Origin of the sequence: Lysinibacillus fusiformis (assembly GCF_016925635.1) — a bacterium.
In the GTDB taxonomy this organism is placed as follows: domain Bacteria; phylum Bacillota; class Bacilli; order Bacillales_A; family Planococcaceae; genus Lysinibacillus; species Lysinibacillus fusiformis_F.
On sequence record NZ_CP070490.1, the window covers coordinates 1,655,115 to 1,670,338 of the forward strand.

Genomic DNA, 15,224 nt, shown 5'->3' on the forward strand with positions numbered 1-15,224 from the left:
TCACCTCACTATTTTTGCTGTTCATATTTAATTGTTGTCAGCATTGCTCGCAATATTTTTGATCGAATGACATCTCTTAATGGGAGATGCAAGTCGATCGTGGAGCGATCAATTGCTGCTAACATTAATTTCGCTTCTCGCTTTGAAATTACCTGCTCATCAATCAGTCGATAAACCAAATCTTCTGCCATCGTTTGTGATGCCCCACCTTCAATTTGCCTGAGAACATCGTCGATTAAATCAATCTGTGAATTCGCGCGGACACGTAAAATTCGAATGTATCCACCACCACCACGTTTGCTCTCAACAAGGTAACCCCGCTCGGCAGTAAATCTTGTATTAATGACATAATTTATTTGTGATGGTACACATTGAAATTTATCAGCGATTTCACTACGTTTAATTTCAATATGCCCTTCTCCACCTAATTCAAGTACTTGCTTTAAGTAACCTTCTATGATGTCTGATATATTACGCATTTTAGGAATACACCTCGCTTGCTTCACTGACTTTGACTATCTTTGACTTTCTTTGAGTATATTATACAAAACGCTTGAAAAAAATTGCAATGATTTCGCCCATAGAAAAGTGGAAAGTCTTGAAAATACCTTTTTAAGCGCCGAAAATAACACCTTTTCGATCATTTGTGTACGGTTTTATAATTTCCTCATATACCTAATGTACCCTTATTAGTCATAGAAAAAACGCAAGCATATGCAACTAGCATATACTTGCGTCTATGAAAATTATACCCAGCGACCAACAATTGGATAACGCCAAGGTTCATCAGACAATGCTTTTACAATACCGATAATCGGTACAACAAATAGCATAATGCCGAAAATGATTAAAAATGGTAATCCAATAAGGACGAAGCTTAAAACAACAGAGATAGCGATTAAAACGCCCATGACAATTTGGAATAGCAATGCTTGAATAGAAATTGCCTTAACTTCCTCATCCGAACTAATTAAAAAGAAAATAATGGGCACTAACCATGGCGCAAAAAATGCACTTGCGTGTATGATTACTTTAGACCATTTAGTCTCCATATATATCAACCCTTTCTTTGAACTTTATCTATGTTTTATGTACTACTATTTACGGAACTATACCCGCAATAGTTTCACATTAAAAAGGATTTTTAAAAATTTTTTTGAGAGGCTGTGATGAGAGATGGAATTTAACAACACATTAGCAAATGAATATGAAAAGGGGATTCGCCGTACGTTGCCAAGTTATGATGCCATGCTGCGTTTAATACAAACCTTTTATCATTCCAAACTTCCAGAAAATGCTAACATGTTAGTTGTGGGTGCAGGGAGTGGCAATGAAATTTTACAGCTTGCAGAAGGAAGACCACACTGGTCATTCACGGGCATTGATCCATCAGAATCCATGCTTAACATAGCTAAAGAGCGTTTGCTCGCTCTACCTAATAATATGTCATTCCATCAGGCTACAATACTCGATGCTCCGCTGCCCTCCACACAGTATGATGCAGCAAGCTGTATTCTCGTCTTGCATTTTATTCGGGATGATGAAGAAAAGCTGGTGACATTAAAAGAAATAGCAAAATATTTAAAACCTGGAGCACCATTTGTCCTTGTTGCAAAGTATGGTCAGCAAGGCTCTTTAGAAACAGAGCTACAATTTGATTTATGGCGTTCCTATTGGCTACAACATACTAGACTTTCTGTGTCTGATGTAGCAGAGATGGAGAAATCCATTCGCTCTCTTTCTTTTATGAGTGAAGAGGGTATTTTAACACTTTTACAAAGTGCAGGCTTTACAAAACCTTCTAGATTTTTTGCCACTACTTTGTTTGGTGGTTGGGTATGCTTTAAAGAGGAGCACTAACTATATTTTGTAGTAAATAATTTGAGGTGAAAACCGTGATAAGCACCATTGGCATTACAAAACAACAACAACTGTTAAAGGATTTTCCATTAGAAGAGATACATCAGCAAGAATTTGAATGGTATTGGGTTGATTTTAATTGTCCTACAGCCGATGAAGAATCATTGTTGGATACATTTTTTCACTTTCACCCTCTTGCTATTGAGGATTGCTTAATGAGATTACAGCGTCCGAAGCTCGACTTTTATGATGATTTTCATTTTTTTGTCATTCATCGAGTAAACGAAGAGACGTTAGCTGCGGAGGAGGTTAATATATTTGCCTCCAATAAATTTATCGTAACCTTCCATAAAAGTCCTGTCCCTGAAATAGATAAGGTGCAGAAGATGCTAGAAAACCAACCGAAGAATTGGGAGCGCGGTACCGTATACTTAACGTATCAAACCATTGATAAAATTGTTGATAGTTATTTTCCACTCGTTTACAAAATTGAAGATCATCTAAATGCATTAGAAGGTGAACTTACATACCAAAGCAACGTAAATGCCATGAAGATTGTCTTCGAGTTCCGTAGTGACTTGCTTGACTTAAGACGTACTATTTTACCAATGCGTGATCTTTTATATCGCGTTCTTAATTCTTACCGTTTCTCACTAAAGAAATCGGAAAGAGCTTATTTTGGAGATATCTATGACCATCTACTTAAGCTAACAGAGATGGTTGAATCCAATCGAGAGCTTACAGCGGATATGCGGGATAGTTATATGGCTATGAGTTCTAGTCGCATGAATGGTATTATGATGACTTTAACAATTGTCTCAACAATCTTTATCCCACTTACCTTCATTGCTGGTGTGTATGGGATGAATTTCGATAATATGCCGGAGCTTCATGGACAATATAGCTATTTTATTGTACTTGGGATTATGATTATTATCGTTATCTTTATGTTGGCCATCTTTAAACATAAGGGCTGGTTTAAACTATTTAAACCATAAAAAAGACTGCTCGTTTTGTTGCGCAAACGAGCAGTTTTTTCAATCTATTAATACGGTCCTCTGTCATCAATTTTATTATCGCCCTGCTGTGGAAATAAAAAGTAGGCTAGTACCCCTGATCCTAAAGATGCGCATACTGTAATTAATAATTGATCAACATCTGGTACCTCAGCATGATAGTTTCGTAGCATATAAACGGAACCAATGGCGACAATCACCATGACTGGAATAACAAATTTAAAACGTTTTTTCTCCATACCATCCCTCCTCCTATTCTTTTTACGTACAATTTTTCTATTACTAAACAGTTCGTATTTTACAGGTTTCCTATTTTAAATTCAAATCTACATCGCTTCACCATTTGGACTAACAATAAAGTAAAAAAATAAAGAAATAACCAATTTTTTAACCAAATATTCAGCAAATAATAGTAAAATAGATTTAATCCCATTTATTTATTAAGTTTACAAACCTAACAAATTCTAAAAGTGCTTATTTACTTACAATTTATTATGGATATTAAGAATGGAGCAAATAATAATGAGTTGGTTTTCAAAAAACAGTAGTTCTAGCTACTCAATTACATTAACACCTGAAAATTTTAAGAGCGGTGTACAATTAGATGTATTGAACCACCCCAATCTTCAAAAACAATTACAACTTTTAAATTTAACACTTGAAGATTTAGCCATCATTAAGCAACTACAGCCTTTAGCTAAAGACTTAATTCCTGAAATGGTGGAGAAATTTTATGTAGCCATTAGTTTGAGCCAAGATTTACTTGATATTATTAATAGAACATCACATATTGATCGTTTGAAGATTACGTTACATAAACATTTAAGTGACATTTTTGAAAGTCGTATTAATGATGCCTACATTGCTGAACGAAAAGCCATTGCTGAGGCCCACGTTCGAATTGGCTTGCAGTCAAAATGGTATATTGCCTCATTTCAGTCACTCACTACTACTTTCGCAAACTTTGTGAACGAAGTAGATATTTCCAAAACAGATGCTATTCGTGCTATAAATGCTTTTTGTAAAATCATTAACTTTGAGCAACAACTTGTGATTGAGGCATATGAAAAAGAGGAAGAACGTATTCGCTCAGCAGCTGATGCAACAAAAAATTCCCTTGTAACGACGATTCAAAGTACTGCAGAGGAGCTTAATGCCATTAGTGAAGAAACGGCCGCATCATTATTAGTGATTTCCTCGCAAACAGATGATATTGCTGTAGCGACCAAGCAAGGATTGAGCTTCGTAGCAGATACACAAGAAAAATCAAGACGGGGCCAACAGCAGTTGAAAGAACAAAATGATTTAATCCAAGTTATTTTGCAAAGTGTCAACGGTCTTGAGGTAACGATGAATCAATTACGTACCTCTTCTCAAAAAATTTCCGAAATCGTTGGGCTTGTTACAGGCATTGCTGATCAAACAAATCTATTAGCATTAAATGCTTCTATTGAGGCTGCTCGAGCTGGAGAACATGGGAAAGGTTTCGCGGTAGTAGCTGAGGAAGTGCGTAAACTTGCTGAGGAAACTAAAAACGCCGTACAAAATGTTTCTCACCTCATTAAGGAAACGGAAAGTAATATTACGACAATGGCTAATTCAGTTGTGAATGTCGATCAAAAAATTCAGCATAGTGTCAATACACAAGAAAGTTTATCCAAGTCATTTAATGATATTGCTGATGCAGTTTCTGGCATTCAACAACAATATGTAAATACATCAAGAGATATTTCAGCCATTTCTAATTTAATTACGGAATTATCGCAAGGGGCTACGCTAGTCTCCTCTTCTTCTGACTCACTCATTAATGTTGTCAATGAGCTAAATATGTAAAAAAAGGGAACTCATTTGGAGTTCCCTTTTTCCTTAATGCGGCAATGCACGTTTTTGTTTACGGTGCTCTCGTCTTGCTGGCCCAGTTTCAAATAAACGCTTTTCTTCATCTGTTTCAGGGTAAATCGAAGGAACTGGTACTGGTTTCCCTTCCTCATTTACTGCAACCATCGTGACAAATGATTCTGTCGTTAATTTTTCCTCGCCAGTCTCAATATTGCGAGAAACAACGCGAACATAAACCTCCATTGAAGAACGTCCTGTAGACGAAACAATACTCTCAATTTCAAGAATATCTCCTACATGTGCAGCGGATAAAAAATCAACCGAGTCAATAGAAGCTGTCACTACAAGACCTTTTGCGTGTTTCATTGCTGTAATAGCAGCAATTTCATCAATATAAGCTAACACTCTTCCACCGAAAATAGAATTGTGATTATTTGTATCTGGGGGTAATACGAGACGCGATTGAACCGTACGAGATTGGCTCATTGGTACAGCGTTGTTTGGCATAATTCTTGCAACTTCCCTTCTCATGATGTTCTTTCGTCATCGTATCGCAGAAAAAGAGCTGATGCAAATTTAGAACGATTTTTTCATCGAAATAAATTTCATGTCAGTCATTTCCTCTATTGCCCACTTAATTCCTTCACGTCCATAACCACTCATCTTTACACCACCATATGGCATGTTATCTACCCGGAATGTCGGAATATCATTAATAATGACAGCACCAGCTTGTAATTCATCTGCTGCATATAAAGCATCTGACAATATATTCGTGTAAATACCTGCATTTAGGCCAAGGTCCGACTCGTTTACTAGTCGAATTGCGTCGTCTAATGTTTCATATGAAACAATTGAGACGATTGGTGCGAATGTTTCCTGGCAGACAATTTTCATATCAGCTGTCACATTCGTCATAACTGTTGGTGTTAAAGTGCGTTCTGTAAATACGCCCCCAGTTGCAATCACGGCACCCTGTTGTTGTGCCTCCTCAATCCACTCTCTGATGCGTTCCACTTCGTTTGAATTAATCATGGCACTGACATCTGTAGTTTTATTTAATGGATCTCCAACTATAAGCTTTTCAGTTTCTGCAACAAATGCTTTAGTAAATTCATCAATAATGGAAGAATGCACATAAATACGTTGTAACGAAATGCATACTTGTCCAGCAAAGTTAAAAGCACCGCTTACACAACGACTGATAATTTTATTTATTGGCGTAGAGGGTTCGACAATTACTGCTGCATTGGAACCTAGCTCTAAAGTTACTTTACGTAAACCGACTTTTTCTTTGATTCTCAAACCAACTTTACCACTACCTGTAAACGTTACTTTTTTGACGTATGGATGTGTGACCAGTGTATCACTAAGCTCGCCTCCACTTCCTGTCACAATCTGCAATGCTCCATCTGGTAATCCTGCCTCACGGAAAATTTCAGCCATAACGATAGCACTTAGTGGTGTTTGTGTTGCTGGCTTTAATACAACCGTATTACCTACTGCAAATGCTGGACCTAACTTGTGTGCCACTAAATTGAATGGAAAATTAAATGGCGTAATGGCCGATATCACACCTAAGGGTTCCCTTTTTGTCCAGCCTATTCGATCCCCTGCTCCAGGGGCTGCATCCATTGGAACAGTCTCACCTTTTGACTGTTTAGCTCCCTCTGCTGCAAATTGATAGGTTGCGATTGTACGATCAATTTCCGCTAATCCTGCGACTAAAGGCTTTCCTGCCTCTAAGGTTAAAATCTCTGCAAGTTCTTCTTTTCGTTGTCGCATTCTATCAACAACTTTATATAATATTTCGGCACGTTCGTAGGCTGTTGTTTTTTTAAACGATTGGAATGCCTGCTGTGCACCTTCGATAGCTCTCTCTACATCTTGAATAGATGCTTTTGCTACATGAGCAATAACCTCACCGCTATATGGAGAAGCTAGCTCATAGCTTTCCTCTGCATCTTGCCACTGACCATTAATCCACAGTTTTGTTTCCTTCATCCTTCAAATGCACCTCCAAATAATTAAGTTCTTCTTTATTCTATCACGAAGAACTTGAACTAGATGCAATGGCGGCTGCACTAACCGCTGCGATCATTGCTGCTTGCTGTGCTTGAATTAATAACTCTATCGAAGACATAATGGTCATGGACAAAGATTTTTGCACCTTGGCCATATCATAAATAGCAATTTGTACAGCCATAAAGAGCACAAATTCATGATGCCATTTTAATAATTTCATGGCCTTTAATTCATGATATAAATCAATCATCCCTTGAAGTTGCGCTTTATTCAGATTAAGTATGGCTAAAAAGCCAAGTAAAGGATAATGCATGGCCTTGACTTTCACACTTTGCTTTTTGAGCGTATCACGAAGTGTTACAACATCTGGTACTAGCTGACCATCAAATTGTGGTGATAAAAATGTTAATACCTGTGAAAGCCATTGGAGCTCATTACCAGCATTAAAATTATATGTTCGTAGTTCTTTATAGTATCGATTCATTGTTTCCGCACGCAGCTCAACATCATCAGATGGACTACTTAATAATATTGCATAAGGAATGTCCTCATAAGATGTTAAAAATGGGTGATGTTTACGAATAGCATCAAATAAGGCTCTAGCTGCCTGTGCATGCGCCTTTTTATCGTTTTCATCCTCTGTCAAGAATTGTGCCCCGATATAGCTAAAATTGCCACTTCTGAATTTTGCTTTCTTTAAGATGCTCACGTTTGTTAGTATATTCTTTACTGCCTTTTCAGCATCATCTTGCTCCATCAAATTGGCAGCAATACTATACCCAACTGTTGTTCGTAAAGGAGACATCCATGAAGATTGCTTCTTCATTTCTTGTAAAACATTTTTATACTTCGCTGCATCAAAAGTTTTTCCTGACGCTACAAATGTACTAGCAATAGCTAAAACAATTTTACGGTCCACTGTCCATCCTGCAGCTTTTGATACATCCTCTACCGTAGTTGCAAATTCATTTTCAATCATCACATAATCCATAGTTAGCACACTCCTTTACTCGTTTTACGTTACATAATGTAAGAAAGATTCACCCTCTTTGTAACAATTAACATAAAAAGTAAACATAATTTAATGTATGTTACTTACTTTATTTGATTTAATAGAAAATATTAACAACCTAAAAAGGAGGCATTGCCGATGTTAGCAAAAACCACAAGAAAACTATTATTTGCTATGACCTTAAAGGATCGATTAAATCTATTCCTTTTTCTACGAAATTCATCGAAAAATATCGCTTTACATACTCTTTTTCATAAAAATTAATATCGAGGCTTCCAGAGGACACTTGAACTACCGAAACAATTATTGATCTCTCCTAAAAAATAGAAAGTCTTGTGTCCTAACGCTTCACTTTCCATACAAAAAACATTTCTGACTCAAGATAAAAAACAGCGGCAGAAAAACTTTGCCGCTGTACCAATACTTCGTTAAATTAACCCTAGCTCTTGTAACTCTTCTGATGTGAAGGCTCTTGACCTTGTTAGAAATCGTTTGCCTTCTACGCCCTCAAGTGAGAACATGCCACCTCTACCATCCACCACATCCAATATGATTTGTGTATGCTTCCAGTAATCATATTGATTTTTGTGCATGTAGAAGGAAGCACCACCAACCTCACCAAGGCACACATCCTGATCACCTATTAGCAAGTCGCCTTCTGGATAACACATTGGCGAGGAGCCATCACAGCATCCGCCCGATTGATGAAACATAACGGGCCCATGTTTCTCTTTTAATAGATCGATTAGTGCCAGCGCTTCTTCCGTTGCTAATACACGTTCAACCACGCTCATGCACCTCCCTACGATTTAGAAGAAACCAAGTTTGTTTTCACTGTAGCTCACTAATAAGTTTTTCGTTTGTTGGTAATGAGCTAGCATCATTTTATGATTTTCACGACCAACACCTGACATTTTGTAGCCACCGAATGCAGCATGTGCAGGATAAGCGTGGTAACAGTTTGTCCAAACACGGCCAGCTTGGATTTCGCGACCGAAGCGATATGCTGTATTAATATCTCTCGTCCAAACACCGGAACCTAATCCATATAATGTATCATTCGCAATTTCCAATGCTTCCTCTTTCGTTTTAAATGTTGTGACAGCAACAACTGGTCCGAAAATTTCTTCTTGGAATATACGCATTTTATTATGCCCTTTGAAAACAGTTGGTTTAATGTAGTAGCCATTTTCAAAGCCTTCACCTACATTATTTTTGTCTCCACCAATTAGACATTCTGCACCTTCTTGCTTACCAATATCTAAATAAGAAAGAATTTTTTCCATTTGCTCACTAGAAGCCTGTGCACCCATCATTGTGTTTGGATCAAGTGGGTTGCCAACTTTAATGGCTTCTACTCGTTGTAATACGCGTTCCATAAATTTATCGTAAATAGATTCCTGAACCAGTGCACGTGAAGGACATGTACATACTTCTCCTTGGTTTAGAGCAAATAGTACGAAGCCCTCAACAGCTTTATCTAAAAAGGCATCATCTTTATCCATAATATCTTCAAAGAAGATGTTCGGTGACTTACCACCCAATTCTAATGTTACTGGAATAAGGTTTTGAGAAGCATATTGCATAATTAAACGACCTGTCGTCGTCTCACCTGTAAAGGCAATCTTACCAATACGTGGATTTGATGCAAGCGGTTTCCCTGCTTCTAAGCCAAATCCATTCACAACATTAATGACACCTGAAGGTAGTAGGTCTTCTATTAATTCTAAAAGCACCATAATCGATGCTGGTGTTTGCTCTGCAGGTTTTAATACGACACAGTTTCCAGCTGCAAGTGCTGGTGCAAGCTTCCATACAGCCATTAATAATGGGAAGTTCCAAGGAATGATTTGACCAACTACACCAATTGGCTCATGGAAATGATAAGCAACTGTATCATTATCAATTTGGCTTACTGAGCCCTCTTGAGCACGTAATACCCCAGCAAAATAACGGAAATGATCAATTGCAAGAGGGATGTCTGCGTTTAATGTTTCGCGTACCGCTTTACCGTTATCCCATGTTTCGGCAACGGCTAGCTTTTCTAAATTTTGCTCGATACGGTCCGCAATTTTAAGTAAAATGTTTGCGCGTTCTGTCGGTGATGTTTTGCCCCATGCATCCTTAGCAGCATGTGCTGCATCTAATGCAAGTTCAATGTCCTCAGCTGTGGAACGTGCTACTTGTGTAAAAACTTGTCCAGTAACAGGAGTAACGTTATCAAAGTACTGACCCTTCACTGGGGGTGTCCATTCGCCACCAATATAATTATCATATTTCTCTTTGAATTGAACTACCGATCCTTCAGTGTTTGGAAATGCATAAACCATTTTACTTCTCCCCTTTACACAATTTAATGAGAACTATCTAGAAAAAACGTTATTTTATATCGGAATAACAATATTTTCATAGAAACCCTCTCATCTAATATATTGTCAGAAACATAAAATAATTTCAACTTTTTCAAAAACTTTTCCAACTAATTTATTTTTGCTAGAAAAGCTTCTAGCATTCACTGTAAGCATGGCGTTAAGGTATACTTAAAAATAATATAAAATATAGGAGAACATTATGCGTATTAATAAATATTTAAGTGAAACAGGCATCATATCTCGTCGTGGCGCTGATAAATGGATAGAAGAAGGAAAAGTAACGATTAATGGGGAACTGGCGACAGTTGGTAGTCAAGTTGAAGCAGGGGACATTGTTTGCGTTGATGGAAAAGAGGTAAAGAAAGAACAACAACTTGTTTACATTGCTCTAAATAAACCTGTTGGTATTACAAGTACAACAGAGCGACATATAAAAGGCAATGTGGTTGATTTTGTCAATCATCCCTTGCGTATTTTTCATATCGGACGTCTTGATAAGGAATCAGAGGGGTTATTGTTATTAACGAATGATGGCGATATCGTCAATAAAATTCTACGTGCTGAAAATCATCATGAAAAAGAATACATTGTTCAAGTTGACAAGCCTATAACGACACAATTTATCCAAAAAATGGGTAGTGGTGTCGATATTTTAGATACAACAACCTTACCATGCCATGTGGAAAGGATTTCAGATAAGGTGTTTAAAATCATTTTAGAGCAAGGCTTAAACCGCCAAATTCGCCGAATGTGTTCTGCACTAGGGTATTCCGTTAAGCGTCTACAACGTATTCGTATTATGAATATTAAGCTTGGTAACTTAAAGGTGGGGCAATGGCGTGATTTAACAGAGAAGGAACGAACAGAACTATTCAAACTACTTAATTACACACTCAAATAGGCATTCAAGAGGAGGGACGAGGACTATGATATCCATTCAAAGCACAGAGCAACTAACAGGAGTTCGAATTAGCGCCGATTATTGGGATTTAGATGAACTAATTAATGCTATTTATAAAGTAACTGGTGATGAAAATAAATACTATGATTATCAGGGTCCTCGACTACGTATTTTAAGCGTTTGCTATAAACTAAGACATGCTATGCTTGGCGAACATCACCTAGATTTTGTTAGTAATGGACTTAATAAAAGTGTTCTAACACAACATGAATTAATCTTTCCAAATAAGAATGTCTATTTTTCAACAGAAATTCTTTGGCCAGAAATTATCTTTAGTGCAATCGCATTAAATGATTTTATTGATCTGCACCAAAAATTAAACAATGCTTCTATGTGGAATCATGAAATAGCTATTATACGCAAATTTCAAGCGGCTATTGCTGATTGTTTGGAACAAGAGGTGAGTGAAGAAGATTATGTTGTGTTTTTAAGAATGTTACATGCCAAAAATCCATTTACCTTCCGTTTTGCAACACAATACGTGGATGTTCTGAATCTAGAATATATCGAATTAAGTAAAGAGGAACGTCAAGCACATTTAGCGGCATTTGCTGTACGATTAATGATAGAGGACCATGAATATGTAGCATTAAAATCCCACCTGATGGAAGCAGCTATTGCAACGAAACAAGCATTGCATGATATTCAAATTCAACTTAATTATCCTGAAGAAATATTATGGTGAATAAATCATGCCGTCTCAAAATAATTGAGACGGCTATTTTTCTATTCAATTGTTTTGTAGGCCATTTTACGAATGACTTCCTCGTGCTGAGGATAATCTGCTAAAAGCTCTTCCTGTGTAAACAATTCAAAGTCCTCAAAGTCAAAGCCTGGCGCCACCATACATCCAACTAAACTAAACGTATCAGACTCTTTCACCGACGAACCGAAAATTGTATGCTTTGGCACTGCAATTTGGGGTACTTCCCCTGCTTCTAAATTCAAACCAAGCTTCTTCGCTTCATATGTACCATCTGGGAAAATCATATGAACGGTTAGTGGGCTGCCTGCATGATAATACCATAGCTCGTCCGATTGCAAGCGATGTAGATGGGAAATATCTTGTGAGCGTAAGAGGAAATAAATACTTGTATAAATGGGCCTCTGAACATCTCTCACGGCTATATCGTCTGATGCACGAAATGATGAAATGTAATAGCCCCCTTCTGGATGTTCGGCTAACTTTAAATGTTCAATAAAATATTGTGCTGAATTCTTCAAAAAGCATCACTCCTTTTTTCAACCTTACCAAAAAGTAAAGTAGAAATGCTACCTCTGATTTTCTTTCATCATGCATGAAAAAAGTGATTTTAACGGAGGAAGGCGAGGGGTTGATTTCCGTTCCACCAGCGTCACTCCAATCAACCATGTGCAAAAGTGTCTTTTCCTTATCTTTCATACTAGCGGTAGTGAACAAAACTGCCCATTATTTGTAGGATAGACTCTTATTTTCAATATGTAGAAGTGATTCGTTACGACACCCCTCAATAAAATGAGTAGTAAGCACCTTTACTAAAAAGTTAGTGGGTTGGAGTGGAAGGCTACTTGACTTCCGTGGGATAGCAGGACAGACAAGCCTCTAAACGAAGCGGCTCGCCCACAGGAAAGCAAGTAGCCTGCAACGGCAATCCATTTCTACCTTTCAATTGACTGTTTTGTTTTTCAACACTAAAAGGGCATCTCATAAATGAGATGCCCTACCATTTTTATAATCCGCCTAAATAAGCTGCTTTTACTTGCTCGCTCTCTTGTAGCTCTTTTGCTGAACCAGATAGAACGATACGTCCCGTTTCAAGTACATATGCACGGTTAGCGACCGATAATGCCATATTAGCATTTTGCTCAACAAGTAATACGGTTGTTCCTTCTTTATTGACCTGCTCAATAATATTGAAGATATTTTTAACCATTAACGGTGCAAGACCCATCGAAGGTTCATCCATTAATAATAGCTTTGGTTTGGCCATTAAAGCACGACCCATCGCAAGCATCTGCTGTTCCCCACCAGACAATGTGCCTGACTGCTGTTTCCGACGCTCTAATAATCGTGGAAATAACTCGAAAACATGATCCATATCTTTTTTAATACCTGCTTTATCATTACGCAGATATGCTCCAAGCTCTAAGTTTTCTTCAACGGACATATTGGCAAAAACACGACGACCTTCTGGAACGTGGGATATCCCTGATTTCACAATAGTTTGTGCCGCTTTCCCAGCAATAGAGAAGCCCTCGTATTCAATAATGCCGCCTTTTGGCTTCAATAAACCTGACAATGTCTTTAAGAGCGTACTTTTTCCAGCACCGTTTGCTCCGATTAACGTTACAATTTCACCCTCGTTTACTTCTAAAGAGAGGCCCTTTAATGCTTGGATGTTGCCATAATAAACATCGATATTTTGTACTTTTAGCATTAGCCGATAACCTCCTCACCAAGGTACGCTTCTATTACCTTTGGATTGTTGCGAATTTCTTCTGGCGTCCCGTCAGCGATTAATTGTCCATGATCGAGTACATAAATGCGTTCACAAATTCCCATGACTAAGCTCATATCATGCTCGATCAGCAAAATTGTTAAGCCGAACTCTTTACGAATAAATGCAATTAACTCCATTAAATCGTGTGTTTCTTGTGGATTCATCCCTGCTGCTGGTTCATCCAATAGTAGTAGTTTTGGATTTGCCGCTAACGCACGAGCAATTTCTAAACGACGCTGCATCCCGTATGGCAAATTTTTTGCCAGCTCATCCTTATAGACATCTAAGCCAAAGATTTTTAAGAACTCAATTGATTGATTTTCCATTTCGGCCTCACCTTTGAAATGGTTTGGCAAACGAAAAATAGAAGACCACATTGAATGCTTAGCAAGAGAATGGTTGGCTACCTTCACATTGTCTAGTACAGATAGCTCTTTAAATAAGCGGATATTTTGGAATGTACGGCTGATCCCTTTCTGTGTAACCTGATAGGGTGCAAGTCCATTTATTTTCATACCATTAAAAGTAATTGTACCTTCCGTTGGTGTATATACCCCTGTTAACATATTAAAGCTCGTTGTTTTCCCAGCACCATTTGGTCCAATAAGTCCTACCAATTCGCCTTGGTTAAGGTACATATTAACACCCTGTACTGCCTTTAAACCGCCGAATTGAATACCCATGTTTTCAACATTGATAAGAAGGTTTCCAGTCATTATTTTGTACCTCCTTTTTTACCAAACTTAAATAATTGCGTGATTTCTTTCGTTCCCATCAAGCCTGTTGGACGATAAAGCATTACGATAATTAATACTAAACTGTAAATAATCATACGCGTTTCTGGGAAGTTTGCGAGATAAGTAGACACGAATGTTAAGAAAATCGCAGCAATCACTGAACCAGAAAGACTTCCTAAACCACCGAGTACAACGTAAATTAAAATATCAAATGATTTTAAGAAACCGAATGTTGTCGGTTGGATAATGTAAAAGTTATGTGCAAAAATAGCGCCAGCTAGACCAGCGAAGAAAGAACCGATAGCGAATGCAACAACTTTATAGTAAGTTGTGTTAATACCCATAGCATCCGCTGCTATTTCGTCTTCTCGAATGGAAATACACGCACGTCCATGTCGAGAATTTGTAAAGTTCGAGATGACTAGAATCGTTAACACTACGCCAAAGAATGCATATGTCCAGTTAGATAAATATTTAACTTGCATCCCTGCTGCGCCACCAACATAATCCGTATTTAAAAAGATAATACGAATAATCTCGGCAAACCCTAGTGTGGCAATCGCTAAATAATCCCCTTTTAAACGAAGCGTTGGAATCCCTACAATGAGACCAGCAACTGCTGCTGCTGCAGCCCCTAAAAGGATAGCCAATGGGAATGGCAGCATTAACTTTGTTGTAATAATAGCCGATACATATGCTCCAACTGCAAGGAACCCAGCATGCCCAATAGAGAATTGCCCAGTAACCCCAATAACAATATGCAAGCTGACAGCTAGCATGATGTTAATACACATCGTGATCAACATATTTTTATAGTACAAATCAATTACTTCCGTCGTAATCAATAATTGTACAACTGCATAGATGACTAGCGCTATTACGGCATAGCCCCAGAAAACTTTAGACTTTTTCATAAAACCGC

At 37.8% G+C, this 15,224-nt stretch carries 18 protein-coding genes and 1 pseudogene; 7 read left to right on the top strand and 12 right to left on the bottom strand.

Annotation, left to right across the window (positions count from 1 at the left end; all coding sequences use genetic code 11):
* Positions 1 to 8 precede the first annotated feature (8 nt).
* Together JTI58_RS08255 and JTI58_RS08260 are read right to left on the bottom strand one after the other, a co-directional pair.
* Entirely contained in the window at positions 9 to 479 is a 471-nt protein-coding gene (locus JTI58_RS08255) for a CtsR family transcriptional regulator (protein ID WP_004233573.1), read from the bottom strand.
* 267 nt (positions 480 to 746) lie between these two features.
* Positions 747 to 1,052, bottom strand: coding sequence for a DUF4870 domain-containing protein (locus JTI58_RS08260; protein ID WP_016992147.1), 306 nt, complete (start codon positions 1,050 to 1,052; stop codon positions 747 to 749).
* A 124-nt stretch (positions 1,053 to 1,176) separates the two neighbouring features.
* Between JTI58_RS08260 and JTI58_RS08265 the strand changes: the two genes are divergently transcribed.
* Both JTI58_RS08265 and corA read left to right on the top strand, forming a co-directional pair.
* On the top strand, positions 1,177 to 1,860 hold the full coding sequence (locus tag JTI58_RS08265; RefSeq protein WP_205446191.1) for a class I SAM-dependent methyltransferase: 684 nt from the start codon (positions 1,177 to 1,179) through the stop codon (positions 1,858 to 1,860).
* Positions 1,861 to 1,895: 35 nt separating this feature from the next.
* A complete protein-coding gene (gene corA, locus JTI58_RS08270) occupies positions 1,896 to 2,858 on the top strand; it encodes a magnesium/cobalt transporter CorA (RefSeq protein ID WP_205446192.1) in 963 nt (320 codons plus the stop codon).
* A 47-nt stretch (positions 2,859 to 2,905) separates the two neighbouring features.
* Here the strand turns inward: corA and JTI58_RS08275 are convergent, their stop codons facing one another.
* Positions 2,906 to 3,115, bottom strand: a complete 210-nt coding sequence (locus tag JTI58_RS08275; RefSeq protein WP_205446193.1) for a hypothetical protein — start codon at positions 3,113 to 3,115, stop codon at positions 2,906 to 2,908.
* A gap of 283 nt (positions 3,116 to 3,398) precedes the next feature.
* On the opposite strand from JTI58_RS08275, the pseudogene JTI58_RS25210 reads away from it, so the two are divergent.
* Positions 3,399 to 3,944 (top strand): annotated as a pseudogene (locus JTI58_RS25210) (protoglobin domain-containing protein); the annotation flags it as partial.
* Between the two features lie 120 nt (positions 3,945 to 4,064).
* Positions 4,065 to 4,709 carry a methyl-accepting chemotaxis protein gene (locus tag JTI58_RS25215; protein ID WP_243456411.1) on the top strand — a complete coding sequence of 215 codons (645 nt, stop codon included), beginning with the start codon at positions 4,065 to 4,067 and terminating at the stop codon, positions 4,707 to 4,709.
* Between the two features lie 33 nt (positions 4,710 to 4,742).
* On the opposite strand, the gene JTI58_RS08285 is transcribed toward JTI58_RS25215, so the two are convergent.
* The 3 genes from JTI58_RS08285 to JTI58_RS08295 all read right to left on the bottom strand — a co-directional run bounded on the left by JTI58_RS08285 (position 4,743) and on the right by JTI58_RS08295 (position 7,731).
* On the bottom strand, positions 4,743 to 5,222 hold the full coding sequence (locus JTI58_RS08285; RefSeq protein ID WP_004233566.1) for an acyl-CoA thioesterase: 480 nt from the start codon (positions 5,220 to 5,222) through the stop codon (positions 4,743 to 4,745).
* Positions 5,223 to 5,291: 69 nt separating this feature from the next.
* Positions 5,292 to 6,719 (bottom strand): aldehyde dehydrogenase family protein, encoded by a 1,428-nt coding sequence (locus tag JTI58_RS08290; protein ID WP_205446195.1) that lies wholly within the window; start codon positions 6,717 to 6,719, stop codon positions 5,292 to 5,294.
* 43 nt (positions 6,720 to 6,762) lie between these two features.
* On the bottom strand, positions 6,763 to 7,731 hold the full coding sequence (locus tag JTI58_RS08295) for a DUF4003 family protein (RefSeq protein ID WP_205446196.1): 969 nt from the start codon (positions 7,729 to 7,731) through the stop codon (positions 6,763 to 6,765).
* 159 nt (positions 7,732 to 7,890) lie between these two features.
* Between JTI58_RS08295 and JTI58_RS25065 the strand changes: the two genes are divergently transcribed.
* Entirely contained in the window at positions 7,891 to 8,016 is a 126-nt protein-coding gene (locus JTI58_RS25065) for a hypothetical protein (RefSeq protein ID WP_279381318.1), read from the top strand.
* 164 nt (positions 8,017 to 8,180) lie between these two features.
* Here the strand turns inward: JTI58_RS25065 and JTI58_RS08300 are convergent, their stop codons facing one another.
* Together JTI58_RS08300 and adh are read right to left on the bottom strand one after the other, a co-directional pair.
* Complete coding sequence (locus JTI58_RS08300; RefSeq protein WP_205446197.1) at positions 8,181 to 8,540, bottom strand: DUF779 domain-containing protein; 360 nt, start codon at positions 8,538 to 8,540, stop codon at positions 8,181 to 8,183.
* A 21-nt stretch (positions 8,541 to 8,561) separates the two neighbouring features.
* Positions 8,562 to 10,082, bottom strand: coding sequence for an aldehyde dehydrogenase (gene adh, locus JTI58_RS08305; protein WP_205446198.1), 1,521 nt, complete (start codon positions 10,080 to 10,082; stop codon positions 8,562 to 8,564).
* Between the two features lie 241 nt (positions 10,083 to 10,323).
* Here adh and rluF point away from each other — a divergent pair, with 241 nt between their 5' ends.
* Both rluF and JTI58_RS08315 read left to right on the top strand, forming a co-directional pair.
* Positions 10,324 to 11,025: a 23S rRNA pseudouridine(2604) synthase RluF gene (gene rluF / locus JTI58_RS08310; RefSeq protein WP_205446199.1), complete on the top strand. Its 702-nt coding sequence runs from the start codon at positions 10,324 to 10,326 to the stop codon at positions 11,023 to 11,025.
* A 25-nt stretch (positions 11,026 to 11,050) separates the two neighbouring features.
* On the top strand, positions 11,051 to 11,770 hold the full coding sequence (locus tag JTI58_RS08315) for a DUF6904 family protein (protein WP_205446200.1): 720 nt from the start codon (positions 11,051 to 11,053) through the stop codon (positions 11,768 to 11,770).
* Between the two features lie 41 nt (positions 11,771 to 11,811).
* Here JTI58_RS08315 and JTI58_RS08320 read toward each other — a convergent pair whose 3' ends face one another.
* From JTI58_RS08320 to JTI58_RS08335, 4 genes are all read right to left on the bottom strand, one after another.
* Positions 11,812 to 12,309 carry a cupin domain-containing protein gene (locus tag JTI58_RS08320; RefSeq protein WP_205446201.1) on the bottom strand — a complete coding sequence of 166 codons (498 nt, stop codon included), beginning with the start codon at positions 12,307 to 12,309 and terminating at the stop codon, positions 11,812 to 11,814.
* Positions 12,310 to 12,794: 485 nt separating this feature from the next.
* Complete coding sequence (locus JTI58_RS08325) at positions 12,795 to 13,502, bottom strand: ABC transporter ATP-binding protein (RefSeq protein WP_004233555.1); 708 nt, start codon at positions 13,500 to 13,502, stop codon at positions 12,795 to 12,797.
* Positions 13,502 to 14,281, bottom strand: a complete 780-nt coding sequence (locus tag JTI58_RS08330) for an ABC transporter ATP-binding protein (protein ID WP_205446202.1) — start codon at positions 14,279 to 14,281, stop codon at positions 13,502 to 13,504. Before JTI58_RS08330 ends, JTI58_RS08325 begins: the two co-directional genes overlap by 1 nt.
* Complete coding sequence (locus tag JTI58_RS08335; RefSeq protein ID WP_205446203.1) at positions 14,281 to 15,216, bottom strand: branched-chain amino acid ABC transporter permease; 936 nt, start codon at positions 15,214 to 15,216, stop codon at positions 14,281 to 14,283. Before JTI58_RS08335 ends, JTI58_RS08330 begins: the two co-directional genes overlap by 1 nt.
* Positions 15,217 to 15,224: the final 8 nt, after the last annotated feature.